Below are 21,356 nucleotides of genomic sequence, written 5' to 3'. Positions count from 1 at the left end.
ATCAGGCCCGGTCGCGCCGTTCATCCTGCTCGGCAAGCAGCGTATCCAGCCGCCGACGCATCGTCTCCAGTTCGCAGCGCAGCATCTCGACCTTCTGCGTCTGCGGGTCGAACATGTCCGAACAGGGCGTGCCATAGGGCACGAAGCGCGGCTCGGGCGCGGCGCCACCCTCCACCATCGTCGCGCGCGCCGGGATGCCGACCATCACCGCCCCCTCAGGCACGTCCCTGGTGACGACCGCATTGGCGCCCACCCGTGCCCGTCGACCGACCGTGATCGGCCCCAGCACCTGTGCGCCCGATCCGATGATCGCCCCGTCGAGCAGCGTCGGGTGCCGTTTGCCCGCCACGCCATTGTCCGGGCTGGTACCGCCCAGCGTGACACACTGGTAGATGGTGACGTCGTCGCCGATCTGTGCCGTCTCGCCGATCACCACGAAGCCGTGATCGATAAAGAAGTTGCGGCCGATCGTTGCTCCGGGATGGATGTCGATCGCGGTCAGGAACCGGGTCATGTGGTTCACGCACCGCGCCAGGAAGAACAGCCGCGACTTGTACAGCCGGTGCGCGACCTTGTGCCCCGCCAGCGCCCAGACGCCGGGATAGGTCAGCACTTCTGCGCGCGAATGCGGGGCCGGATCGCGCGACCGGATCGAATCGAGATAAGCCACCAAACGGCTCGGCATACGCGGATCCTTGCATCGGGGTATCCCGCATCTATGCACCTGCACGCCCGAAATCCAGACTTTCGCCGGATATTGCCCGCCCGACGACCGTTCTCCCTCCGGCCGTTCCCCCCTGCCAACCTTTCCCGACGAGCATGGCGCTAAAGTCTATCTTTGTTGTAGGCGTTCGCTCTTGCTGTAGGCCAAAGGCGGTAGCACCGCGACAGGACAAGGATCATCAATGGACCCGACGAGCGTGAACCTGATCGACATCCTGCCCTTCATCGCCGTCGGTTTTGCCGCGCAAGTCGTTGATGGAGCCTTGGGCATGGCGTTCGGCGTCATCTCGAACACGCTGCTGCTCAGCCTGGGCGTGCCACCCGCCGCCGCCTCGGCCGGGGTCCATACCGTGGAGACCTTCACCACCGCCGTCTCCGGGATCAGCCATGCGCTTCACCGCAACGTGAACTGGAAGTTGTTCCTGCGCCTGATGATTCCGGGCGTCATCGGCGGGGCGCTCGGCGCCTATGTCCTGTCCAACATCGATGCCGGCACGGTGAAGCCGTTCATCCTGGGCTATCTGACGCTGATCGGCGTCTATCTTCTCGTCCGCGCCTTCCACTATCCGCCGCACAACAAGGAGCCCAAGGTGGTCGAGCCGCTGGGTCTGGTCGGCGGCTTCCTGGATGCGGCGGGCGGCGGCGGCTGGGGGCCGGTCGTCACCTCGAACCTGCTGGTGCAGGGCGCGACGCCGCGCACCACCATCGGCACGGTCAACACCGCCGAGTTCTTCCTGACGCTCACCATCTCGATCACCTTCATCACCCAACTGGGCTTCGCCGCCTTCACCCTTGCCACGATCGGCCTGCTGATCGGCGGTGTTGTCGCCGCCCCCTTCGGCGCGCTCCTTGCCAAGCGCGTACCCGCCAAGACGCTGCTCGCCCTTGTCGGCACGATCCTCACCCTTACCAGCATCTACGGCCTCTACCGCGCCCTCGCCTGATCGCCCCCCTCCGCGCGCGCCAGCCACGAAAGCGGCTGGCATCGCCCGACGAACCGGGTATCTGGCTTTCCCATGGCCGCCACCTACCTCCCCACGCTCAAACAGTTGCAATATCTGGTCGCGCTGAAGGACCATGGTCATTTCGGCCGTGCGGCGGAGGCGTGCTACGTTACCCAGTCCACCCTGTCGGCGGGCCTGCGCGAGCTGGAAACTCTGATCGGCGTTACCCTGGTGGAGCGCACCCGCCGCGTCGTCCGCTTCACCTCGCTGGGCGAGCGGATCACGGAAAAGGCGCGCCGCGTCCTGCGCGAGGCCGAGGAGCTTGGCGACATGGCCCGCGCTGCCGGTCGACCGCTGTCGGGCGAGATGCGCATGTCGGTGATCCCGACCATCGCGCCCTTCATGCTGCCCCGCATCCTGCCCCACCTGCGCGAACAATATCCCGACCTGAAGCTGTTCCTGCGGGAGGAACCCAGCGGCCCCGCCTGCGAAGGGCTGCATAACGGCCGCACCGACTGCGTCCTGCTCGCCCTCCCCTATTCGTGCGGGGAAGTGACCAGCCAGATCCTGTTCGAGGACCCATTGTTTGTCGCATTCCAGGCGATCGACATCGACCGGCCCACGCCGCGCATCCCCGTGTCCGCGATCGACGAGACCCGCCTCCTGCTGCTGGAGGATGGACATTGTCTCAAGGACCATGCCCTTGCTGCCTGCAACCGACCGGAAATCCGGGCGGAGGCGACGATGCTCGGCACCTCGCTCCACACCATCGTCCAGATGGTCGACAACGGCCTTGGCATGACGATGCTGCCCGAAATGGCGGTGCGCGCCGGCATCCTGAACAACACCAGCATCTCGGCCCGCCCGCTCGATGCCGCCAATGCGGTGCGCAGCATCGCGCTGGTCTGGCGCCGGGCGTCCCCGCGCGAAAAGGACTTCCGCCTGCTCGCCCAGGTGCTTGCCGACGCCTATTGATCCCGCCGTTGCGGGGCCGTCCATGTTTCGGTTCTGCAACCAAACTCCGTCATCTTCGTCTTATCTCCACATTGGTTGCATGTTCGTCATGCGACATCGCTGGAGATCGACATTTGCGCGTCCTGATGCTTCCCCTTCTTGGTCTGGCCATGTCGCTGGCGGCATGTGGCAAGGATCGGGACAAGCCGGTGGCGCCGTCCGATACCCCGGCAACGGACACGGCGCCGGTCACCGCCCCGACCAATCCCGTCGTCGGGGGCGCGACCATGACCCCGACGCGCACCATCGCCGACAACATTGCCGCGGCGCCCGCGCTTTCCACGCTTGCCACTGTACTGCGGACCGCGGAGTTGACCGCGACGCTGGCCGGGCCCGGCCCGTTCACCGTCTTTGCGCCCAATGATGCCGCCTTTGCGCGTCTGGCACCGGGCGTGCAGGACCAGCTGCTGCTCCCCGCCAACCGCGCCTCGCTCGCCAGGCTGCTGCGCTACCATATCGTCGCCGGCAACCTGACCGCGCAGGAACTGACCGCCCGCATCAACGCCGGCGGCGGCACGGCGACGCTTGCCACGCTGGCGGGTGACCCGCTCACCGCCACCATGACGCAGTCGGTCATCACCCTGACCGACGTAAACGGCAACAAAAGCTATGTCGAAGTCGCGGACGCGCGACAGTCCAACGGATTGGTCCATGTCGTGAACGGCGTGCTCGTCCCCAATCTGGGGTGATGGCACCCGCCCCGCCGGCGGCTCGGTCCGCCGCGCGGCATGGCCTCTAAATTTTACACGCCGGTGCGGCGTGATGCACGCTGCACCGCATAACCACGGGAGACCCTGTTGATGAACGTCCGTCTTTCCTCGACCGCAATTGCCGCCTCGCTGATGCTCGCCACCGGCGCCACCGCGCAGACCACGGCACCTGCCCCGACCGCGCCGGCGACGACCAATCCGGCCCAGACCACGACCCCTGCGCAGACCGCTCCGGCGACGCCCGCCACGGGCACCGCCCCGGCCGCCCCCGCGACCGGTACCGCGACCGCTGCGCCCACCACCACGCTGGCCCAGGCCCTGTCCACGCTCCCCGGCCGCGCCACCCTCGCCCGCCTCGTCAAGACCGCCGGCCTCGACGCACAGCTCGCCGGCCCCGGCCCCTTCACCGTCTTCGCGCCCAGCGACGAGGCGTTCAGCCGCATGCCCGCCGGCGCGCTCGACACGCTGTCCAAGCCCGAGAACAAGGCCGCGCTGGAAACCATCATCAAATATCACGTCGTGTCGGGCGCCCTGACCGCCGACCAGTTGAAGCAGCAGATCACCGCCGGCGGCGGCACCGCGACGCTCACCACGCTCGCCGGACAGCCGCTCACCGCGCAGATCGGCCCCAATGGCAACATCATGCTGACCGACGTGAACGGCCAGAAGGCCTATGTCGATCAGGCCGACGTGCGCGCCACCAACGGTGTCGCACACCTGACCAACGGCATCAGCATCCCCAAGATCGGCTGATCCGGGGCGAACCGGGGCGGATCATCCCGCCCCGGTCGCACTCCACCGCGCGGCCGCTGCCGTATCGCTCTCCCGCGCCTCGACCCAGGATGCGGTACCCCCGCGGGTTTCACGCTTCCAGAACGGCGCATCGGTCTTCAACCGGTCGATCAGATAGGCACACGCCGCCAGCGCATCGCCCCGATGCGGTGCTGCCGCCGCGACGAACACGATCCGTTCTCCCGGCCGCATCGGCCCCACCCTGTGCACGATCGTCGCCCCCTGCAACGACCAGCGCTCCACCGCCTGCTCCGCCACCCGCGTGAGCGCCGCCTCCGTCGCCCCCGGATAATGCTCCAGCTCCAGGCAATCGACACCGTCATCGGCGCGCACCAGCCCGGTAAAGGTCGCCACCGCCCCGGCGCCGTCCGCCTCGGCCGCCGCGATCTCGCTCGGCAGGTCGATCGGCGCCGGGCTCACCACGATCCGGATCATCCGCCCGTCACCGGCGGAAACACCGCAATCTCGCGCGCCCCGGCGATCGGCGCATCCAGCGCCACGAAATCCTGATCCACCGCCGCACGCAATCGCGCCGGCTCGGCAAAGGCTTCGGCGTGACCGTCGCTCCGCCCGGCCAGCCACGCGATCAGCCCCGCGACGTCGCGAACATCGTCCGGCGGCGTCACCCGCTCCTCGGTCACCCCGATGCGCTCGCGCACCCAGGCGAAATACAGCATGTGAATGGGCATCGCAGTCAATCCATGTGCTTCAGGCCGACGCGCAGGTAATCCCACCCCGTCACCAGCGTCAGCGCCGCCGCCAGCCATAGCGACGCCAGCCCGACATCCTTCACCCATGGCCAGCCCGGCAGCGCGCCGCCCAGGATCAGGCCGCCCAGCGCCACCAGTTGCAGCGTCGTCTTCCACTTGGCCAATCGCGAGACCGGCACCGAAACCTGCAACTGCGCCAGAAATTCGCGCAGCCCCGACACCGCGATCTCGCGCAGCAGGATGATCAGCGCCGCGACGACGTCGACGCCCGCAATGTCATGCGTACCGACCAGCACCAGGATGACCGCGGCCACCATGATCTTGTCGGCGATCGGATCGAGAAAGATGCCGAGCTTCGACACCGCACCATGCGCGCGCGCCAGATAGCCGTCGAAATAATCGGTGATCCCCATCAGGCAGTAGAGCGCGAAGGCGATGCCGTAACCGGGCGTCCAGTGCGGCCACCACAACAGGCCGACCAGAAGCGGCACGGCCACGATCCGCGAAAGCGTCAGCAGGTTGGGCAGCGTGAGCATCCCCGTCTTCTAACCACCCTTCCGCCCCGGACAAACCCTTTTCCCAGGGAACGAACCTTCACCGGTGTTCATAAGCGGTTGGCGTCCCGTCCCCGGCTCGGCTATGGGTATCGGCATCCTTCTGCCACGATCGGGCTATCGTTCATTATGCTCAATGCCCTCGGGCTCCTTACGCGGCGGCGCTTCCTGCCGCTGTTCGTCACCCAGTTCCTCGGCGCCTTCAACGACAATCTGTTCAAGACGTCGATGGTGCTGTTCGCCACCTACACGATCTTCAACGACGCGCATCAGGAAGCCAATTTCAACGCGCTGGCCACCGGCCTGTCGATCGTGCCGTTCGTGCTGCTCTCCGCCCTGTCCGGGCAATTGGCGGACAGTCATGACAAGGCGCGCATCATCCGCCTGGTGAAGACCGCGGAGATCGCGATCATGGCGGTCGGCGCCACCGGTCTGTTCATCGCGCAGGCGGGCTATACCAGTGCCGGGCTTGCGCTGATGCTCGGCACCGTGCTGGCGCTGGGTGTCCATTCCACCTTTTTCGGGCCGATCAAATACGCCATCCTGCCCCAGCATCTGGGCACCGACGACGTGCTGGGCGGCACCGGTCTGGTGGAGGCGGGCACCTATCTCGCCATCCTCCTCGGCACCGTCACCGCCGGCTGGATTTCGGTGGAGGGCGCCGGGATCGCCGTGCTGGCGGTCGCCGCGCTCGGCTGGGTCACCGGCCGCATGGTGCCCCCCGCCCCGCGCGAGGGGCCGCCGCTCAAGGTCAATTACAACCCCTTCACCGCCTCGTGGCGGCTGATCGCGGCGACGCTGCATATCCGCCGCCTGTTCCTTGCGATCATCGCGATCAGCTTCTTCTGGAGCATCGGCTCGATGCTCATCATCATCTTCCCGCCACTCGTGAAGAACGTGCTGACCGCCGACAAGGAGGTTGCCAGCCTTGCCATCGCCACCTTCTCGGTCGGCGTCGCGATCGGGTCCGTAGTCATCAACACGTTGCTGAAGGGCGAGATTTCGGCCCGCTACGCGCCCGCCTCGGTGATCGCGATGGGGGCCAGCGTGGTGCTGTTCTCGCTGCTCAGCCGGCACTGGACGCCCGCACCGGCCGGCACCCTCTACACTTGGCTCACCTTCCTGCACGAACCCCGCGCGATCGGCATCCTGCTCGCCCTGCTCGCCATCGCGGTCTTCGGCGGCATGTTCGTGGTGCCGCTCTACGCCTTCCTGACCACGACCGTGGAGAAGGACCAGACCGCACGCACCGTAGCGGCCAACAATATCGTCAACTGCGCAGCGATGACGATCGGATCGGCGGTGGTACTGGGCATTTCCTCCTTCGGCGTAACGCCGCAGGACATGCTGTTCGTGGTCGCGGCAATGTGCCTCGTCTCCGCCTGGCTCGCCTACAAGCTGCACCGCGCCTGTGACGAGCCATGCGCGGCCGTCAGAAAATGAAGCTGTAGAAGCAGGTAAAGAACGCTGCGAAGCTCAGCGCGAACAACCGCCAGTCGCTGTCGTCGTTGCGCACGCGCCGCGCGCGTGGTGGCGGCGGCAGACTGCGCCGAAACGGGTGGCCGGCGGCTTCATTGGTAAGAACGAGACGTCTGGTCATAGCCAAACGTTAACGTGGCGTTTACCTTTTGCGATCCACCCAAAATGGGCCGGCTTCAGCCCCGCTGTCCCGTTCCGAAACACGGCAGCAATAAGGCAGGCCTTTGGCCGTGCCGCTCGCTCCAACACCTGCCATTCGCGCACAAAAAAAGCGGCCCTTGCGAGCCGCTTTTCCTGATCGTCCAGAGGGTTGGCGCCCCCACCGTCAGGCGGCGGCACCATCCTTCTGCTTCTTCTCGGCATAGACGCGGATCGGTTCCTTGCGGCCCTCGATCACATCCTTGTCGATCATCACCTCGTCCACGCCGTCCATGCCCGGCAGGTCGAACATGGTGTCGAGCAGGATCGCCTCCAGGATCGAGCGGAGGCCGCGGGCACCGGTCTTGCGCTCGATCGCCTTCTTGGCGACCGTGACCAGCGCGTCGTCGGTGAAGTCCAGCTCCACCTCCTCCATCTCGAACAGCTTCTGATACTGCTTCACCAGCGCGTTCTTCGGCTCGGACAGGATCTTGACCAGCGCGTCGACGTCCAGGTCCTCCAGCGTCGCGATGACGGGCAGACGACCGACGAATTCCGGGATCAGGCCGAACTTCAGCAGATCCTCCGGCTCGGTCTGGCGAAGCACCTCGCCGGTGCGCTTCTCCTCGGGCGCCGCGACATAGGCACCAAAGCCGATCGACTTGCCCTGCAAGCGGTCGCCGATGATCTTTTCCAGCCCCGAAAAGGCACCGCCACAGATGAACAGGATGTTCGTCGTGTCGACCTGCAGGAACTCCTGCTGCGGATGCTTGCGGCCACCCTGCGGCGGAACGCTGGCGGTCGTGCCCTCCATCAGCTTCAACAGCGCCTGCTGCACGCCCTCGCCGCTCACGTCGCGCGTGATCGACGGGTTCTCGGCCTTGCGGCTGATCTTGTCGATCTCGTCGATATAGACGATGCCGCGCTGCGCCCGCTCGACGTTGTAGTCCGACGCCTGAAGCAGCTTCAGGATGATGTTCTCGACATCCTCACCGACATAGCCGGCCTCGGTCAGCGTCGTCGCGTCCGCCATGGTGAACGGCACGTCCAGGATACGGGCCAGCGTCTGCGCCAGCAGCGTCTTGCCGCAGCCGGTGGGGCCGACGAGCAGGATGTTCGACTTGGCGAGTTCGACGTCCGCACCCTTGGCGCCGTGGTTCAGCCGCTTGTAATGGTTGTGCACCGCCACCGACAGCACGCGCTTGGCCTGCTTCTGCCCGATGACATAGTCGTCGAGCACGTTGCAGATTTCCTGCGGGGTCGGCACGCCGCCGTCCTTCTTGGATACCAGCGCCGACTTCGTTTCCTCGCGGATGATGTCGTTGCACAGTTCCACGCATTCGTCGCAGATGAAAACCGTCGGTCCGGCGATCAGCTTGCGCACCTCGTGCTGCGACTTGCCGCAGAACGAGCAATAGAGGGTGCTCTTCGAGTCGCCACCGCTCAGTTTCGTCATTCAATCACCTCTCGCATCCGCCCGGCGGATGCGCTCCGTTGGTGGGGTGCCCATCGTATCGCACCCCGGTAAACGCACAATCGAAATAAGCCGTTTACACAGAACGGCTCATCCCGTTTCGCCTCATGCCGCGGCGGCGTCCTCGCTCGGCACCGGCCGCTTGTCGAACACTTCGTCGATCAGGCCGAAATTCTTCGCCTCGTCCGACGACAGGAACGTGTCGCGGTCCATGCGGCGCTCGATCTCGTCGATCGGCTGACCGGTGTATTTGGCGTACAGCTCGTTCATCCGCTGGCGGATGCGCAGGATTTCCTTGGCCTGGATCTCGATGTCCGACGCCATGCCCTGTGCGCCGCCCGACGGCTGGTGGATCATGATCCGCGCATTGGTCAGCGCGACACGCATGCCCGGCTCGCCCGCCGACAGCAGGAAGCTGCCCATCGACGCCGCCTGCCCGATGCACACCGTGCCGACGCGCGGACGGATATACTGCATCGTGTCGTGGATCGCCATGCCCGCCGTGACGACACCGCCCGGCGAGTTGATGTACATGAAGATGTCCTTCTTCGGGTTCTCGGACTCGAGGAAGAGCAACTGCGCGGTGATGAGCGAGGCCATGCCGTCCTCAACGCCGCCGGTCACGAAAACGATACGCTCGCGCAGCAGGCGCGAGAAGATGTCGAACGAACGCTCGCCACGGTTGGACTGCTCGATGACGATCGGCACCAGACCGGCCTGGGTCTGCCGAAGACCGACGCCGGCCTGCGCCAGCGGGCTTGCGAAATCGCCGGTCTCGAACGGATTGTGCATGAAACTCTCTCTGATGCCCTGAAGGCCCCCTATGTCGCGTGACCGCGAGCGGAGTTCAAGCCCCGGCAGACGGTGCCGGATGGGACAGATAGGCCAGCCGCCGGACCTCCAGCCGCCCGCGCACCACCGTGTCCAGGATCAGCCCCGCGAACAGGTTCAGCGCCGCCAGCAGCATGAGGCCGGTCGACAGGATCGCGGTCGGGAAACGCGGCACCTGATGCGTCTGCAGATAGGTCAGCATCAGCGGCACCGCGAGCAGCACGGCGACCGCCGCCAGCAGCGCCCCGATTGCGCCGAAGAACCACATCGGCCGCTCGATCCGGTACAGCTTCAGGATCGTGCGCAGGATGCGCCAGCCATCGCCATAGGTGCTCAGTTTCGACGCCGACCCCTCGGGCCGTGCGAAATAGGGCGTCGCCACCTCCGCGCACGGCATCTTCAGCTCCAGTGCATGGACGCTGATCTCCGTCTCGATCTCGAAGCCGACCGACAGCACGGGGAAGCTCTTGACGAACCGGCGCGAAAACACCCGGTATCCCGACAGGATATCCGAAAAGCTGCGGCCGAACAGCCGCGCCAGCATGCCGGTCAGCATCGCATTGCCGAAGCGGTGGCCGCGGCGATAGGCGAGTTCCGCCTCGCTGACCCGCTGGCCGACGATCATGTCCAGTTGCTCGTCCACCAGCCGCGCGACCAGCGCCGGTGCGGAGGCGGCGTCATAGGTCGCGTCCCCATCCGCCATCACATAGATGTCGGCATCGACATCGGCGAACATGCGCCGGACCACCGCGCCCTTGCCCTGGATCCGCTCGCGCCGGACGATCGCCCCCGCCGCCGCGGCCACCTGCGTGGTGCGATCGGACGAGTTGTTGTCATAAACGTAGATCGCGGCATCCGGCAGCGCGGCGCGGAACCCGGCAACCGTCTGCGCGATGGCGGCTTCCTCGTTGTAGCACGGGAGCAGGACGGCGATACGGGGCAAAGCGGCGGACATGGCGGGCGCCTGTCTGGAAGGAAAGTTCTGCGTCGGCGATCCGCCCTCACCCTTCCCATCGGCTCTGCCGATGGGCCCCTTCCCTCTCCCGCCGGGAGAGGGAGGGAGCGCCGCAGGCGCGGAAGGGTGAGGGTGACCCGGCCGCGGCGCCAGTGGGCGGGGCTCCAGAGGGAACCCCACCCATCAAGGCCTTACGCCTCGGTCTTCGGTGCAGCCTTCTTGGCGCGCGGCTTCTTCGGGGCGGCCTCGGCGCCTTCCTCGGCGTCCGTTGCCTCGCCCTCGGCGGCAGCGGCCTTCTTGGCGCGCGGCTTCTTCGCCGCGGGCTCACCCTCGGCGGCCGGCGTCTCGTCCTTGGCCGCGGCCTTCTTCTTGGCGGCCTTCGGCTTGGGCGCGTCTTCCGCGTCGCCGGTCACCTCGGTCTCGGCCACCGGCGTGCCGTGATCATGGTCATGGCCATGCGCATGGTCATGATCGTGGCCATGGTCATGATGATCGTGATCGTGATCATGGTTGTGGATGTGCGTGCCGGTCGCGAAGCCGTCCTCGCTCTCGATCGCCGCTTCCAGTTCCTCGCGCGTGGTCTCGCGGTCGGTGATCTCGGCCTTGCCGAACAGGAAGTCGACGACCTTGTCCTCGTACAGCGGCGCGCGGAGCTGGGCTGCCGCCATCGGCTCCTGCTGGATATACTGGATGAAGCGCTGGCGGTCTTCCGCGCCATACTGCTGCGCGGCCTGCGCGATCAGGCGGTTCATTTCCTGCGACGTCACTTCGACGCCGTTCGCCTGGCCGATCTCGGACAGCAGCAGGCCCAGGCGCACGCGGCGCTCGGCGATCTTGCGGTAATCGTCGCGCTCGCCTTCCATCTCGGCCTTGGCCTTTTCCGGATCGGCTTCGTGCGTCGCTTCATGCTCGAGCTGCGCCCAGATCTGCGAGAACTCGGCCTCGACCATCGACGGCGGCACTTCGAAGTCATGCCCCTCGGCCAGCTGGTCGAGCAGCTTGCGCTTCATGTAGGTGCGCGTCAGGCCGTTATGCTCCTGCTCGATCTGCCCCTTCAGCAGCTCGCGAAGCTGGTCCAGACCCTCCAGGCCCAGATTCTTGGCCATCTCGTCGTCGACGGTCGCCTCGCCGGCGGTCTTCACCGACTTGATGACCAGGTCGAAGGTCGCCGGCTGACCGGCCAGTTCCTTGGCGGGATAGTCCTCGGGGAAGGTGACGGAGATCTGCTTCTCCTCGCCCGCCTTCACGCCGACGATCTGGTCCTCGAAACCGGGGATCAGGCGCCCGGAGCCGATCTCGACGCCCATGTCAGTGCCGGTGCCGCCCTCGAAGGCGACGCCGTCGGCGGTCTTGCCGACGAAATCGACGGTGACCAGGTCGCCCTGCTCGGCCGCCTTGTCGCCGGCATCGTCCCAGCGCTTCTGCTGCTCGGCGAACTTCTTCAGCTGCTCGTCGATCGACGCGTCGGCGACCGGCACGGTCAGACGCTCCAGCTTCAGGCCGTCGATGGCGGGCGCCGGCACCTGCGGCAGCACTTCCATCGTCACGGTCAGCGTCGCATCCTTGCCCGGCTCATACCCCTCGCCCAGCTCAACCTGCGGCTGCATCGCGGGGCGCAGGCCCTTGTCGGCGATCAGCGACTGGATGCCTTCCTGCACCGCCGCGTTCAGCGCGTCCTGCTGCAGCGCCGGGCCGTGCATCTTGCGCACCAGGTTCGCGGGCACCTTGCCGGGGCGGAAGCCGGGCATGCGGATTTGCGGGGCGAGGCGCTTCAGCTCGGCATCGACCTTGGTGTCGATGTCCTGGGTGGTGATGGTGAGCGTATAGGCGCGCTTCAGCCCCTCGTTCAGCGTCTCGACAGTCTGCATCCTAAGGCCTTCAATCTGGAGAAATTTCTTGACGGCTTTCCGTCCCGCCGGGCGGCGGGACTGGTGCGGGCGAAGGGACTCGAACCCCCACATCTTACGATACTGGAACCTAAATCCAGCGCGTCTACCAGTTCCGCCACGCCCGCACAGGACACTGCCGATGGGCGGGCGTCTATATCAGCATGGCATGGCGGAGCAAGAGGAACAGGCAACCCGCGCAGCGCCCGCGCGTTTGCCCATCGTACCAAGGAGAGAAATGATGGCCACGCAGCCCCCGACCGAGGTTCCACCGCAGCCCACCCAGCCGGCACAGCCCGACGCCCCGCCGCCGGAAATCGCACCACCCGGCCCCGATTTCGACCAGCCCTCCCCCGGCACCCCGTCGGGCGATCCGGGCACCGGCCAGCCTGCGGAAATCTGAGCGCATGGCCCAGGACGAGCAAGGCCAGCACCCGCTAACGCCCCAGCCCCTCACCCCCGAGGAGGGCGCAACGGCCAGCGATGTCGGCGCCCGCAAGCCCGGCGACACTGACGACATTGGCGGCACCGACGCGATGCGCGCCGAGACCGGCGGTCTTGCCGGTACGAGCCGCTGAAACAAGGAACAGTCATGAACGATCCCGAACCGAATCCCGACAGCCTTCCCGAAGATCGCCCGGACGCGCATCCGGACAGCCCACCCGCCGCGCAGGACGATGACGCGCGCAGCGACATCGAACAGGCGGTCGAGGCGCGCTCGGACGCGGTCGAGCGCGGCGAGGGCGGCGACGAACCCGGCACCTTCACCGATGCAGGCGCATTCGACGGCAACAGCGGCACCGGCGGCGTCGTGAAGAACCAGGACCTGACGCAGCAATAAGGCTGTTATTGTCTCCGTTCGTGCTGAGCGAAGTCGAAGCAAACCTCCAAGTTCAGGATTTGAACTTGGAATTGGATGACATCCTATTGATCCCTCCCCCGTTCGTCTCGAGTAGTCGTCGAGCAGCGGCGTAGCCGTGTATCGAGACGACGTATCGAGAGACAGGTCTCCGCGTGTGACACTGTCTCGATACGAGCTCTCGATACGCTCCTGCGGAGCTACTCGATCTCTACTCGACACGAACGGATTGAGGTGACGTCGCCCTACTCCATTTCCGCCGAGCGGACTATGGTCGAAGCGGTGCGTACAACGCGTCATCCCGGTCGGCTCGACGATTGGAAACATTTCCAACGGTCATCCAACGAGCCCCGCGAGTCGCTTTTCGATCGCCCTGTTCGCCCTCACCCTGCCCGCGGTTCGCTACTCCCTCTCCCGCCGGGAGAGGGAAAAGACGCCGAAGGCGGCGAAGGGTGAGGGCGACCGGACGTGCTCGAACCAGTGCCAACCTTATAGGACCGCTCAAGACACCTTCACGCTGGCACCCGGCAATTGCGCCGTACCGGCCAGCGCACGATAGTCGGCCAGGTTCCGCTCGTAATAATGGATCGCCGGTGCCTCGAAGCTGATCAGATACAGCCGCCCGTCCACGATCGCCCCCATCGCCTCGCCGCGGCGCTTCACCTCCTCATCCTTCAGCGTGAAGCTATAGGCGAAGCGGAAGCCTTTCCGCCCCGCAAAGGTCGCCGGTGCCACATCGTCCACGCTGAACAGCGCGGAGCCGCCCGCCAGCCGGTAGCTGCTCTCAAACAACTGCACGACGTCCGAAGCCAGCATCGTCGCACCGAACCGCGGCAGCGGCGTGCGCTTCTTGTCCACTTCGCGAAACAGCGTCTGGCCGTCCGCAATGCCGCCATAGAACGTCACCTCGTTCAGCGGCATGCCGTCCAGTGTCCAAGCTTCCGCATTGCGGCCGGGGCGCGACTGCATCCGGTTCCAGTCGATCGGCGGCTGCACCGTCAGCGCCGACTTCGCCACCGCGACGCGGACGCCGTGCGGCACCAGCTCATAGGCCAGCGCCGGACTGGCCATCATCAGCGCGGCCGCCACCGCCCATCCCTGTACCCTGCGCATCACAACCCCTCCGCCATCATGCCGATCATCGCCTTGTCCGTCGCATCGGGCTTGCGCCGCAGATATTCCGCCAGCGCCGCGCGCCCCTCGTCCGCCCGCCCGGTGCGCAGCGCCACCAGCCCCGCCCCGCGCCACGCCTCGGCCGGTGCGCCCGGCAGGGCGATCGCCTCGCGATAGAAACCCGCCGCCTGGCCCAGATCCGCCACCTGCCCCCGCGCGCGGTACAATTCGCCCCGCGCATAAAGGAGGTCGGCAGTCCACCCCTCATGGGCCAGCGCGGTCAACAGGAAGTCGGTCGCACCCGTGTCGTTCAGCTTCACCTGATCGTCCACCAGTTGCGGCCACCACGGCGCCAGTGCGGCGCTATACGCCGCGCGTCCGTCCTCGCCGGTCCCGCCGGCCGCCAGCGCGTGCAGGGCCGCGATCCGCTCCGCACTGGGGGGATGCGTGGCGAACAGCCCGCCATTGTCGTTCTTGCGGCTGCGGGTGTGGCGTGCCGCGGCGGTCGCGTCCTGCTCGGCGCGCAACTGCTCCCACACCTTTTCCGCCTCGCGCGGGTCATAGCCGGCCTTGACCATCAACGGCACCGATCCCGCGTCCGCCTCGCTTTCCATCGCGCGCGAGAAATGGAAGATCGCGCCGATCAGCCCGAACTGCACCGCGCCCATCGCCGCCGCGCCCGCCAGCCCCGGCACCGGCAGCACCGACAGCCACGCCAGCGCATTGGCCTTGCCCCGCATGTCGCGCAGGTTGCGCAGCGAATGCTGCCGCGTGAAATGCGCATATTCATGGCCCAGCACCGCGGCCAATTGCGCCTCGTTGCGCACGCGCAGCAACAGGCCGGTATTGACCATCATCATGCCGGTCGGCGCCATCGATGCGTTGAAATCCGCGGTCCGCACCAGATAGATGCGCACCCCCTGGCATGCGGCCGCGTCCACCATCCGGCAGAAGACGCCGCGCACATAGGCGTTGAGCGCCGGATCGCGGATGACGAAGGCGCTGGTCCGGAACCGACGCTCCAGCTCGTCCACCTCCATCCACAGCCCGCGCTCGTCCTTGTCCGCCGGCTGGTAACCCATGCCGATCCCCGCACCCGGCCCAGCCTGCGCGGAACCGCCCTGCGCCGGCCCTGTGGCAAGCAGCGCCAGCGCCGCCAGCACATGCGCGATCATTTCGCCGCGACCTGCCGCCCTTGCGCCGTCGGAAACTCGGCCAGCAACTGCCCAACCCGCTTGGCCGCGCCCTCGTCGGTGCGCACGTCACCGCCCGATCCCGGATCGACGTTGAACCATACGATGTTGCCGGTCTTCAGGTCGACCAGCGCGGCATAGCTTTCGTGCACGCCCGCCTGCACCACCGCCCCCACCGCCAGCGCGGCGAAGATCTGCAACGCCTTGCGCCCGGCCGTGCCATAGGCGTCGTGCGTCGACAGGAACAATGCATAGTCCCCGCCGCCGATCGGCCCCAGCCGCGCTGCGCCCTCGCCCAGCGTCCAGTCGAACCGGTCCTTCTTGGTCGGCAGGCTCGCCGCCGGGTTCATCTTGTGCTGGACGATCGCGCCCGCCACCGTGCGGAACAGCGCTTGATACTCCGCGATCAGCTGCCCCGCCTCGCCGTCCTGCTCGGCCAGGAACACCGCTTCGTTGCCGGCTGCCTGCTGGTTCGCCTTGACCTGTGCGACCAGCTTGTCGCGTGCCGCCGCGGTCCAGTCGGCATTCGCCTCCTCGACCCCGCCCGCGCCCATCGCCCCCACCTTCACGTCCGGCCGAAAGACGATGATCCGCACCGGCTTGCCACCGTCGAAGCGGAAGTTGCGGTCGAAACGGATCTTGGCGTCCGCCATTGCCGGTACGACCAGAAGCATCGCCGCAAACGCAGCGAACCAGCGCGATGACATGCAAAAACCCCCCGGTTCCGGCCCGCGTCACGAGCCGCAGGAAACCTAATCCGGGGTGGGCGCGGCGGGCAAGCGCAGCTTCTTACAAGCTGCCTGCCCGCCCGTCTGGCTTAGCCAAGCGCCTTTTTCAGCAGGTCGTTGACCACGGCCGGGTTCGCCTTGCCGCCCATCGCCTTCATCGTCTGCCCGACGAAGAAGCCGAACAGCGCCTCCTTGCCGCCGCGATATTGCGCCAGCTGGTTGGGGTTCTTCTCCAGCACGCCCGCGATCACCGCCTCGATCGCACCGGTGTCGCTGGTCTGCTTCAGGCCGCGCTCCTCCACGATCCTGGCCGCGCCGTCGCCGGTCTCCAGCATCACCTCGAACACCTGCTTGGCCAGACTGCCCGACAGCGTCCCGTCCGCCACCAGCGCCAGCAGCTCGGCCGCCTGGTCCACGCTCACCGGACTGTTCTCGATCCCCTTCCCCGTCCGGTTCAGCGCCCCGAACAGTTCCGACGTCACCCAGTTCGCCGCCGGCACCGGCTTGGCGCCCGTCTCCAGCAGCGCATCGAACCAGCGCGCCGCCTCCACCTCGGCGGTCAGCACATTGGCGGCATAGGCGCTGATCCCCAGGCCCTCATACCGCTTGCGCTTGGCGTCGGGCAGTTCGGGCAGGCTGGCGCGACACTCCTCCAGAAACGCCTCGTCCAGCTCCAGCGGAAGCAGGTCGGGATCGGGGAAGTAGCGGTAATCATGCGCATCTTCCTTCGACCGCATCGACCGCGTCGTGCCGCTCTCGACGTTGAACAGCCGCGTTTCCTGGACGATCCTGCCGCCATCCTCCAGCACGGAGACCTGACGCTTGGCCTCATATTCGATCGCGGCCATCACGAAGCGCACCGAATTGACGTTCTTCGTCTCGGTCCGCGTGCCCAGTTCGTCGCCGACCTTGCGCACGCTGACGTTCACGTCGGCGCGCATCGAGCCTTCTTCCATGTTGCCGTCGCAGGAACCCACATAGCGCAGGATCGCGCGCAGCTTGCGCAAATAAGCCCCCGCTTCCGCCGGCGACCGCATGTCCGGCCGGCTGACGATCTCCATTAGTGCCACGCCCGAACGATTGAGGTCGACATAGGAGCGCGTCGGATGCTGGTCGTGCATCAGCTTGCCCGCATCCTGCTCGACATGGATGCGCTCGACGCCGATCGACTTGACCGAGCCTTCGGGGTCCTTCTCGTCCAGCGCGATCTCGATCGCCCCCTCGCCCACCAGCGGGTGGTAGAGCTGGCTGATCTGATAACCCTGCGGCAGATCGGCATAGAAATAATTCTTGCGGTCGAACCGCGACCAGCGGTTGATCTGCGCATCGATCGCCATGCCGGTGCGCACCGCCTGGCGGATGCACTCGCGGTTCGGCACCGGCAGCATGCCGGGCATCGCCGCGTCGATCAGCGACACCTGCGTGTTGGGTTCGGCCCCGAACGCCGTCGCTGCGCCCGAAAAGAGCTTCGCCCGGCTCGTCACCTGCGCGTGCACCTCCAGGCCGATCACGACCTCCCACTCGCCGGTGGCACCCTGGATGCGGTAGGTTGATTCCGTCATTTCGCTTCCTGCCCAATTCCGTCGGAGCGCTTGGTACCGGTCAGGTCTTCACCGCGGCGACCTTTGCTCCACACATGCAAACGGGGCCCGACCGACGACCCCATATTCTTCGTCACAGCCGCACTTCGCCGCCGGGCCGGGGCATCGTCATCCCGTTCACGACGATCCCCCGCGGCGTCGGCAACCCAGCCGACCAACTCGAGACAAGCCTCAAGAAGATCGGCTGCGTCCAAGGCCTACCACCAGGCCTCGGGCCGCGCGGTGAAGCCCGCGCGCTGCTCGATCGCCAGGCTGGCGTTCAGCACGCCCTGCTCGTCCAGCGGCTTGCCGATGATCTGCAGGCCCAGCGGCAGACCGCCCGCATCCAGCCCGCCCGGCACGCTCATCGCCGGCAGGCCGGCAAGGCTGGCGGGCACGGTGAAGACGTCGTTCAGGTACATCGCGATTGGATCGGCCTGCTTCTCGCCCAGCGCGAACGCCGCGGACGGCGCGGTCGGGGTCAACAGCACGTCGCACTGCTCGAACGCCCGCTCGAAATCGCGCGCGATCAGCGCCCGCACCTTTTGCGCCTGCGTGTAATAGGCGTCGTAGAAGCCGGCGGACAGCACATAGGTGCCGATCATGATGCGGCGCTTCACCTCCGGGCCGAAGCCGTCGGCGCGCGTCGCGGCATACATGTCCTGCAACCCCGCCCCCTCGGGCAGGTCGCGCAGGCCATAGCGCACGCCGTCATAGCGCGCGAGGTTGGACGAGGCCTCGGCCGGGGCGATGATGTAATAGGCCGGCAGCGCGTACTTCGTATGCGGCAGCGAGACCTCGACGATCTCGGCGCCTGCATCGCGCAGCCAGTCGATACCTTGGCTCCACAGCGCCTCGATCTCGGCGGGCATGTTGTCGACCCGGTATTCGCGCGGCACGCCGACCCGCTTGCCCTTCAGGCCCGCGTTCAGCCCTGCTTCCCAGTTCGGCACGTCCAGTTGCAGCGACGTCGCGTCCTTGGCGTCGAAACCCGCCATCGCCTCCAGCATGATCGCGCAGTCGCGCACGTCCTGCGCCATCGGCCCCGCCTGGTCGAGCGAGGAGGCAAAGGCGATCGTGCCCCAGCGCGAGCAGCGGCCATAGGTCGGCTTGATACCCGAAATGCCGGTGAACGCGGCCGGCTGGCGGATCGACCCGCCGGTGTCCGTCCCCGTCGCACCCGGGCACAGCCGCGCCGCGACCGCCGAGGACGAACCGCCAGACGATCCACCCGGCGCCAGCGCGGCATTGCCGCCGTCGCTCCGCCGCCATGGCGAGATGACGTTGCCGAACGCGCTCGTCTCGTTGGACGACCCCATGGCGAACTGGTCCATGTTCAGCTTGCCGAGCATGCCCGCGCCCGCATCCCACAACTTCTGCGAGATGGTGGACTCATAGGGCGGCACGAAGCCTTCCAGGATGTGGCTCGCCGCGGTGGTTGCCACGCCCTTGGTGCAGAACAGGTCTTTCATGCCGATCGGCACGCCGGCCAGCGGCTTGGCCGCATCGCCCGCTGCACGCGCCTTGTCGGCGGCGTCGGCGGCGGCCAGCGCATGGTCGGGTGTTTCCACCAGGAACGCGTTCAGCGCCTTGGCAGCCGCCACCTTCGCGTTGAAGGCCTCGGCCACCTCGCGTGCGGAGAAGTCGCCGGCGCGGAAGCCGTCGCGGATGCCGGCAATGCCGAGATTGGTCACGTCGCTCATTATTCGATCACCTTGGGCACCGTGAAGAAGCCATGTTCGGCCTGGGGGGCGCCGGCCATCAGCGCATCGCGCAGGTCGCCGCCGGTCAGCGGATCGGCGTTCACCACGTCGTCGCGCAGGCGCAGCGTATTGGGGATCACCGCGGTCATCGGCTCGACCCCGCTGGTGTCGACCTCGCCCAATTGCTCGATCCAGCCCAGAATGTTGCCCAGTTCGGGCGCCAGGCGGCTGGCATCCTCGTCGGTGATCGCGATGCGCGCCAGGCTCGCGATCCGTTTCACGGTTGCAGTATCTACGGACATGCCCCTGCGGCTACAATGCCGCCACTCCGCGCGCAACGCTTTTGCCACGTGACGCCGATTGCAACCTGCGCAACGCTACGGCACGGAGTTGGCGGTTGCGGCGGCGATGCTATTGCTGCACTGCACAACGGAGATATGATGTGGCCCGCAAATTCCTTTATGTCGTCGCGGGCCTCATCGTGCTCGCGATAGCCGCGACCTTCGCCTACCGGTTGTTCGGCAACCAGTTGCTGCGCTGGTCGACGGTGCCGGGCGAGTCGTTCCGGGCACAGCCGGCGGCCCCGCCGTCGCTCTACGATCGCACCGCCTTGTGGCTCGCGCGTCCCGAACTCCCGAACAATCCGGCCCAATGGACGCCCGCCGGCCATGCGCCGGGCAAGACCGGCACGGGGGCCGCGATCTTCTTCATCCACCCGACCTCCTATATCAGCAAGGCGAGCTGGAACGCGCCGCTGGACGATGCGGAGACCAACGAGCGCACCGCGCTGTTCCTGCGCGGCCAGGCCAGCGCGTTCAACGCAGCGGGCGATGTCTGGGCGCCGCGCTATCGCCAGGCGACGTTCGGCGCCTTCCTGACCAGCGTGGCGGATGCCGAACGGGCGCTGGCGCTCGCTTATGGCGACATCGACGCGGCGTTCGATTCGTTTCTGGACACGATCGGGCCGGATCGCCCGATCATCCTCGCCGGCCACAGCCAGGGCGCGCTCCACCTGACCCGGCTGCTGCGCGACCGGGTGGCGGGCAACCCCGCCCTCGCCCGCCGTATCGTCGCCGCCTATGTGGTCGGCTGGCCCGTCTCCGTCACCACCGATCTGCCGCGCATGGGCCTGCCCGCCTGCGGGACGGCGGACCAGACCGGCTGCATCCTCTCGTGGCAGACCTTTGCCGAGCCGGCGGACCCATCGCTGATCCTCGACGTGTACGATCAGACGCAGGGCTTCAACGGCGCCCCGCGCCGCGACACGCCGATGCTGTGCACCAACCCGCTGACCGGAACTCCGAACGTGCAGGCACCCGCCACTGCCAATCTCGGCACGCTCTACCCCTCGCCCGATCTCAAGACCGCCGACCTGCTGCCGAACCGCGTTGCCGCCCGCTGCGGCGATCGCGGTTTCCTGCTGATCGGTGACGGCCCCAATGTCGGCCCCTATGTGCTGCCCGGCAACAACTACCATGTCTACGACTACAGCCTGTTCTGGGCCAATGTCCGCGCGGATGCGAACCGCCGGCTGGCGGCGTTCGCGCGGTGATCACGCTCGACCGCAACGTCTTTCGCGAGGCGCTTCCCACCGGCGGTCGCCTGCTCGGCCTCGACGTCGGGACCAAGACGATCGGCACCGCGCTGTGCGATGCCGGCTGGACCTTTGCCAGCCCCGCCACCCTCGTCCGCCGCACCAAATTCGCGCAGGACAAGGCGCTGCTCGCCGACCTGATCGCCAAGCAGTCGGTCAGGGGGCTCGTCATCGGCCTCCCCCTCAATCTCGACGGTTCGGAAAGCCCCCGCTCGCAATCCACCCGCGCCTTTGCCCGCAATTGCGAGGATCTGGGGCCCGTCCTGCTCTGGGACGAACGCTGGTCCACCGTCGCGGTCGAACGCTTCATGATCGAACAGGACATGAGCCGCGCCAAACGCGCCGAGAAGATCGACAACTTCGCCGCCGCCCATAT

General features: G+C 67.0%; 25 protein-coding genes and 1 tRNA gene. 10 read left to right on the top strand and 16 right to left on the bottom strand.

Annotation, left to right across the window (positions count from 1 at the left end; all coding sequences use genetic code 11):
* Nucleotide 1: 1 nt before the first annotated feature.
* Entirely contained in the window at nt 2-685 is a 684-nt protein-coding gene (epsC, locus tag OXR08_RS14835; RefSeq protein ID WP_149680825.1) for a serine O-acetyltransferase EpsC, read from the bottom strand.
* A 220-nt stretch (nt 686-905) separates the two neighbouring features.
* On the opposite strand from epsC, the gene OXR08_RS14830 reads away from it, so the two are divergent.
* The 4 genes from OXR08_RS14830 to OXR08_RS14815 all read left to right on the top strand — a co-directional run bounded on the left by OXR08_RS14830 (nt 906) and on the right by OXR08_RS14815 (nt 4,144).
* Complete coding sequence (locus OXR08_RS14830) at nt 906-1,667, top strand: sulfite exporter TauE/SafE family protein (protein WP_112381024.1); 762 nt, start codon at nt 906-908, stop codon at nt 1,665-1,667.
* Between the two features lie 72 nt (nt 1,668-1,739).
* Nucleotides 1,740-2,642 carry a hydrogen peroxide-inducible genes activator gene (locus OXR08_RS14825; RefSeq protein WP_112381025.1) on the top strand — a complete coding sequence of 301 codons (903 nt, stop codon included), beginning with the start codon at nt 1,740-1,742 and terminating at the stop codon, nt 2,640-2,642.
* A gap of 125 nt (nt 2,643-2,767) precedes the next feature.
* Nucleotides 2,768-3,370: a fasciclin domain-containing protein gene (locus OXR08_RS14820; protein WP_267351043.1), complete on the top strand. Its 603-nt coding sequence runs from the start codon at nt 2,768-2,770 to the stop codon at nt 3,368-3,370.
* Between the two features lie 111 nt (nt 3,371-3,481).
* Nucleotides 3,482-4,144: a fasciclin domain-containing protein gene (locus OXR08_RS14815; protein WP_267351041.1), complete on the top strand. Its 663-nt coding sequence runs from the start codon at nt 3,482-3,484 to the stop codon at nt 4,142-4,144.
* A 21-nt stretch (nt 4,145-4,165) separates the two neighbouring features.
* Here the strand turns inward: OXR08_RS14815 and OXR08_RS14810 are convergent, their stop codons facing one another.
* Genes OXR08_RS14810 through pgsA form a run of 3 tightly spaced genes read right to left on the bottom strand, consistent with a single transcriptional unit; the run spans nt 4,166 to nt 5,429 of the window.
* Nucleotides 4,166-4,618, bottom strand: coding sequence for a molybdenum cofactor biosynthesis protein MoaE (locus tag OXR08_RS14810; protein WP_267351039.1), 453 nt, complete (start codon nt 4,616-4,618; stop codon nt 4,166-4,168).
* A complete protein-coding gene (gene moaD, locus OXR08_RS14805; RefSeq protein ID WP_149680829.1) occupies nt 4,615-4,872 on the bottom strand; it encodes a molybdopterin converting factor subunit 1 in 258 nt (85 codons plus the stop codon). Before moaD ends, OXR08_RS14810 begins: the two co-directional genes overlap by 4 nt.
* A gap of 5 nt (nt 4,873-4,877) precedes the next feature.
* Nucleotides 4,878-5,429 carry a CDP-diacylglycerol--glycerol-3-phosphate 3-phosphatidyltransferase gene (gene pgsA, locus OXR08_RS14800; protein ID WP_267351035.1) on the bottom strand — a complete coding sequence of 184 codons (552 nt, stop codon included), beginning with the start codon at nt 5,427-5,429 and terminating at the stop codon, nt 4,878-4,880.
* Between the two features lie 147 nt (nt 5,430-5,576).
* Between pgsA and OXR08_RS14795 the strand changes: the two genes are divergently transcribed.
* The gene (locus tag OXR08_RS14795; protein WP_112381029.1) at nt 5,577-6,890 is read left to right on the top strand and encodes an MFS transporter; all 1,314 of its coding nucleotides are present in this window, start codon (nt 5,577-5,579) and stop codon (nt 6,888-6,890) included.
* On the opposite strand, the gene OXR08_RS14790 is transcribed toward OXR08_RS14795, so the two are convergent.
* The 6 genes from OXR08_RS14790 to OXR08_RS14765 form a co-directional block, all read right to left on the bottom strand.
* Nucleotides 6,880-7,047, bottom strand: a complete 168-nt coding sequence (locus tag OXR08_RS14790; protein WP_162843964.1) for a hypothetical protein — start codon at nt 7,045-7,047, stop codon at nt 6,880-6,882. The two genes, OXR08_RS14795 and OXR08_RS14790, sit on opposite strands and share 11 nt — an antisense overlap.
* Nucleotides 7,048-7,251: 204 nt before the next feature.
* Nucleotides 7,252-8,520: an ATP-dependent Clp protease ATP-binding subunit ClpX gene (gene clpX / locus OXR08_RS14785; RefSeq protein WP_112381030.1), complete on the bottom strand. Its 1,269-nt coding sequence runs from the start codon at nt 8,518-8,520 to the stop codon at nt 7,252-7,254.
* Between the two features lie 123 nt (nt 8,521-8,643).
* Nucleotides 8,644-9,330, bottom strand: coding sequence for an ATP-dependent Clp protease proteolytic subunit (locus OXR08_RS14780; protein ID WP_112381031.1), 687 nt, complete (start codon nt 9,328-9,330; stop codon nt 8,644-8,646).
* A gap of 55 nt (nt 9,331-9,385) precedes the next feature.
* Nucleotides 9,386-10,324 (bottom strand): glycosyltransferase family 2 protein, encoded by a 939-nt coding sequence (locus OXR08_RS14775; protein WP_112381032.1) that lies wholly within the window; start codon nt 10,322-10,324, stop codon nt 9,386-9,388.
* A gap of 191 nt (nt 10,325-10,515) precedes the next feature.
* The gene (gene tig / locus OXR08_RS14770) at nt 10,516-12,192 is read right to left on the bottom strand and encodes a trigger factor (RefSeq protein WP_112381033.1); all 1,677 of its coding nucleotides are present in this window, start codon (nt 12,190-12,192) and stop codon (nt 10,516-10,518) included.
* Nucleotides 12,193-12,253: 61 nt separating this feature from the next.
* Nucleotides 12,254-12,338 (bottom strand) — tRNA-Leu (locus OXR08_RS14765).
* A gap of 110 nt (nt 12,339-12,448) precedes the next feature.
* Between OXR08_RS14765 and OXR08_RS14760 the strand changes: the two genes are divergently transcribed.
* From OXR08_RS14760 to OXR08_RS14750, 3 genes are read left to right on the top strand one after another with little or no spacing between them, the layout of a single operon-like run.
* The gene (locus OXR08_RS14760) at nt 12,449-12,613 is read left to right on the top strand and encodes a hypothetical protein (protein ID WP_267351030.1); all 165 of its coding nucleotides are present in this window, start codon (nt 12,449-12,451) and stop codon (nt 12,611-12,613) included.
* Between the two features lie 4 nt (nt 12,614-12,617).
* A complete protein-coding gene (locus OXR08_RS14755) occupies nt 12,618-12,788 on the top strand; it encodes a hypothetical protein (protein ID WP_267351028.1) in 171 nt (56 codons plus the stop codon).
* A gap of 14 nt (nt 12,789-12,802) precedes the next feature.
* Entirely contained in the window at nt 12,803-13,051 is a 249-nt protein-coding gene (locus OXR08_RS14750; protein ID WP_112381034.1) for a hypothetical protein, read from the top strand.
* A gap of 519 nt (nt 13,052-13,570) precedes the next feature.
* Here the strand turns inward: OXR08_RS14750 and OXR08_RS14745 are convergent.
* The 6 genes from OXR08_RS14745 to gatC form a co-directional block, all read right to left on the bottom strand.
* Nucleotides 13,571-14,182, bottom strand: a complete 612-nt coding sequence (locus OXR08_RS14745) for a hypothetical protein (protein ID WP_267351025.1) — start codon at nt 14,180-14,182, stop codon at nt 13,571-13,573.
* Entirely contained in the window at nt 14,182-15,357 is a 1,176-nt protein-coding gene (locus OXR08_RS14740) for a M48 family metallopeptidase (protein ID WP_267351023.1), read from the bottom strand. The genes OXR08_RS14745 and OXR08_RS14740 overlap by 1 nt, the downstream gene beginning before the upstream one ends.
* A complete protein-coding gene (locus OXR08_RS14735) occupies nt 15,354-16,049 on the bottom strand; it encodes a hypothetical protein (protein ID WP_267351021.1) in 696 nt (231 codons plus the stop codon). Before OXR08_RS14735 ends, OXR08_RS14740 begins: the two co-directional genes overlap by 4 nt.
* Before the next feature lie 143 nt (nt 16,050-16,192).
* A complete protein-coding gene (gene gatB / locus OXR08_RS14730; protein ID WP_267351020.1) occupies nt 16,193-17,665 on the bottom strand; it encodes an Asp-tRNA(Asn)/Glu-tRNA(Gln) amidotransferase subunit GatB in 1,473 nt (490 codons plus the stop codon).
* Nucleotides 17,666-17,901: 236 nt separating this feature from the next.
* On the bottom strand, nt 17,902-19,386 hold the full coding sequence (gene gatA / locus OXR08_RS14725) for an Asp-tRNA(Asn)/Glu-tRNA(Gln) amidotransferase subunit GatA (protein ID WP_267351019.1): 1,485 nt from the start codon (nt 19,384-19,386) through the stop codon (nt 17,902-17,904).
* A complete protein-coding gene (gatC, locus tag OXR08_RS14720) occupies nt 19,386-19,688 on the bottom strand; it encodes an Asp-tRNA(Asn)/Glu-tRNA(Gln) amidotransferase subunit GatC (RefSeq protein ID WP_267351018.1) in 303 nt (100 codons plus the stop codon). Before gatC ends, gatA begins: the two co-directional genes overlap by 1 nt.
* Before the next feature lie 140 nt (nt 19,689-19,828).
* Between gatC and OXR08_RS14715 the strand changes: the two genes are divergently transcribed.
* Together OXR08_RS14715 and ruvX are read left to right on the top strand one after the other, a co-directional pair.
* Entirely contained in the window at nt 19,829-20,938 is a 1,110-nt protein-coding gene (locus OXR08_RS14715; RefSeq protein WP_267351017.1) for a DUF3089 domain-containing protein, read from the top strand.
* Nucleotides 20,935-21,356: Holliday junction resolvase RuvX (gene ruvX, locus OXR08_RS14710; RefSeq protein ID WP_267351016.1), on the top strand; the 422-nt coding region annotated here is incomplete at its 3' end. The genes OXR08_RS14715 and ruvX, both read left to right, overlap by 4 nt.

The organism is Sphingomonas sp. GM_Shp_2, assembly GCF_026540875.1.
Lineage (GTDB): Bacteria > Pseudomonadota > Alphaproteobacteria > Sphingomonadales > Sphingomonadaceae > Sphingomonas > Sphingomonas carotinifaciens.
Note: the sequence above shows the minus strand (reverse complement) of the source record. Positions and strands in the feature narration are given on the sequence as shown.

What these genes read in the sequence shown, in the direction of transcription:
- epsC (WP_149680825.1), bottom strand. Translation starts at nt 685, where the DNA reads ATGCCGAGCCGTTTGGTGGCTTATCTCGATTCGATCCGGTCGCGCGAT.
- OXR08_RS14830 (WP_112381024.1), top strand. Translation starts at nt 906, where the DNA reads ATGGACCCGACGAGCGTGAACCTGATCGACATCCTGCCCTTCATCGCC.
- OXR08_RS14825 (WP_112381025.1), top strand. Translation starts at nt 1,740, where the DNA reads ATGGCCGCCACCTACCTCCCCACGCTCAAACAGTTGCAATATCTGGTC.
- OXR08_RS14820 (WP_267351043.1), top strand. Translation starts at nt 2,768, where the DNA reads ATGCTTCCCCTTCTTGGTCTGGCCATGTCGCTGGCGGCATGTGGCAAG.
- OXR08_RS14815 (WP_267351041.1), top strand. Translation starts at nt 3,482, where the DNA reads ATGAACGTCCGTCTTTCCTCGACCGCAATTGCCGCCTCGCTGATGCTC.
- OXR08_RS14810 (WP_267351039.1), bottom strand. Translation starts at nt 4,618, where the DNA reads ATGATCCGGATCGTGGTGAGCCCGGCGCCGATCGACCTGCCGAGCGAG.
- moaD (WP_149680829.1), bottom strand. Translation starts at nt 4,872, where the DNA reads ATGCCCATTCACATGCTGTATTTCGCCTGGGTGCGCGAGCGCATCGGG.
- pgsA (WP_267351035.1), bottom strand. Translation starts at nt 5,429, where the DNA reads ATGCTCACGCTGCCCAACCTGCTGACGCTTTCGCGGATCGTGGCCGTG.
- OXR08_RS14795 (WP_112381029.1), top strand. Translation starts at nt 5,577, where the DNA reads ATGCTCAATGCCCTCGGGCTCCTTACGCGGCGGCGCTTCCTGCCGCTG.
- OXR08_RS14790 (WP_162843964.1), bottom strand. Translation starts at nt 7,047, where the DNA reads ATGACCAGACGTCTCGTTCTTACCAATGAAGCCGCCGGCCACCCGTTT.
- clpX (WP_112381030.1), bottom strand. Translation starts at nt 8,520, where the DNA reads ATGACGAAACTGAGCGGTGGCGACTCGAAGAGCACCCTCTATTGCTCG.
- OXR08_RS14780 (WP_112381031.1), bottom strand. Translation starts at nt 9,330, where the DNA reads ATGCACAATCCGTTCGAGACCGGCGATTTCGCAAGCCCGCTGGCGCAG.
- OXR08_RS14775 (WP_112381032.1), bottom strand. Translation starts at nt 10,324, where the DNA reads ATGTCCGCCGCTTTGCCCCGTATCGCCGTCCTGCTCCCGTGCTACAAC.
- tig (WP_112381033.1), bottom strand. Translation starts at nt 12,192, where the DNA reads ATGCAGACTGTCGAGACGCTGAACGAGGGGCTGAAGCGCGCCTATACG.
- OXR08_RS14760 (WP_267351030.1), top strand. Translation starts at nt 12,449, where the DNA reads ATGATGGCCACGCAGCCCCCGACCGAGGTTCCACCGCAGCCCACCCAG.
- OXR08_RS14755 (WP_267351028.1), top strand. Translation starts at nt 12,618, where the DNA reads ATGGCCCAGGACGAGCAAGGCCAGCACCCGCTAACGCCCCAGCCCCTC.
- OXR08_RS14750 (WP_112381034.1), top strand. Translation starts at nt 12,803, where the DNA reads ATGAACGATCCCGAACCGAATCCCGACAGCCTTCCCGAAGATCGCCCG.
- OXR08_RS14745 (WP_267351025.1), bottom strand. Translation starts at nt 14,182, where the DNA reads ATGCGCAGGGTACAGGGATGGGCGGTGGCGGCCGCGCTGATGATGGCC.
- OXR08_RS14740 (WP_267351023.1), bottom strand. Translation starts at nt 15,357, where the DNA reads ATGATCGCGCATGTGCTGGCGGCGCTGGCGCTGCTTGCCACAGGGCCG.
- OXR08_RS14735 (WP_267351021.1), bottom strand. Translation starts at nt 16,049, where the DNA reads ATGCTTCTGGTCGTACCGGCAATGGCGGACGCCAAGATCCGTTTCGAC.
- gatB (WP_267351020.1), bottom strand. Translation starts at nt 17,665, where the DNA reads ATGACGGAATCAACCTACCGCATCCAGGGTGCCACCGGCGAGTGGGAG.
- gatA (WP_267351019.1), bottom strand. Translation starts at nt 19,386, where the DNA reads ATGAGCGACGTGACCAATCTCGGCATTGCCGGCATCCGCGACGGCTTC.
- gatC (WP_267351018.1), bottom strand. Translation starts at nt 19,688, where the DNA reads ATGTCCGTAGATACTGCAACCGTGAAACGGATCGCGAGCCTGGCGCGC.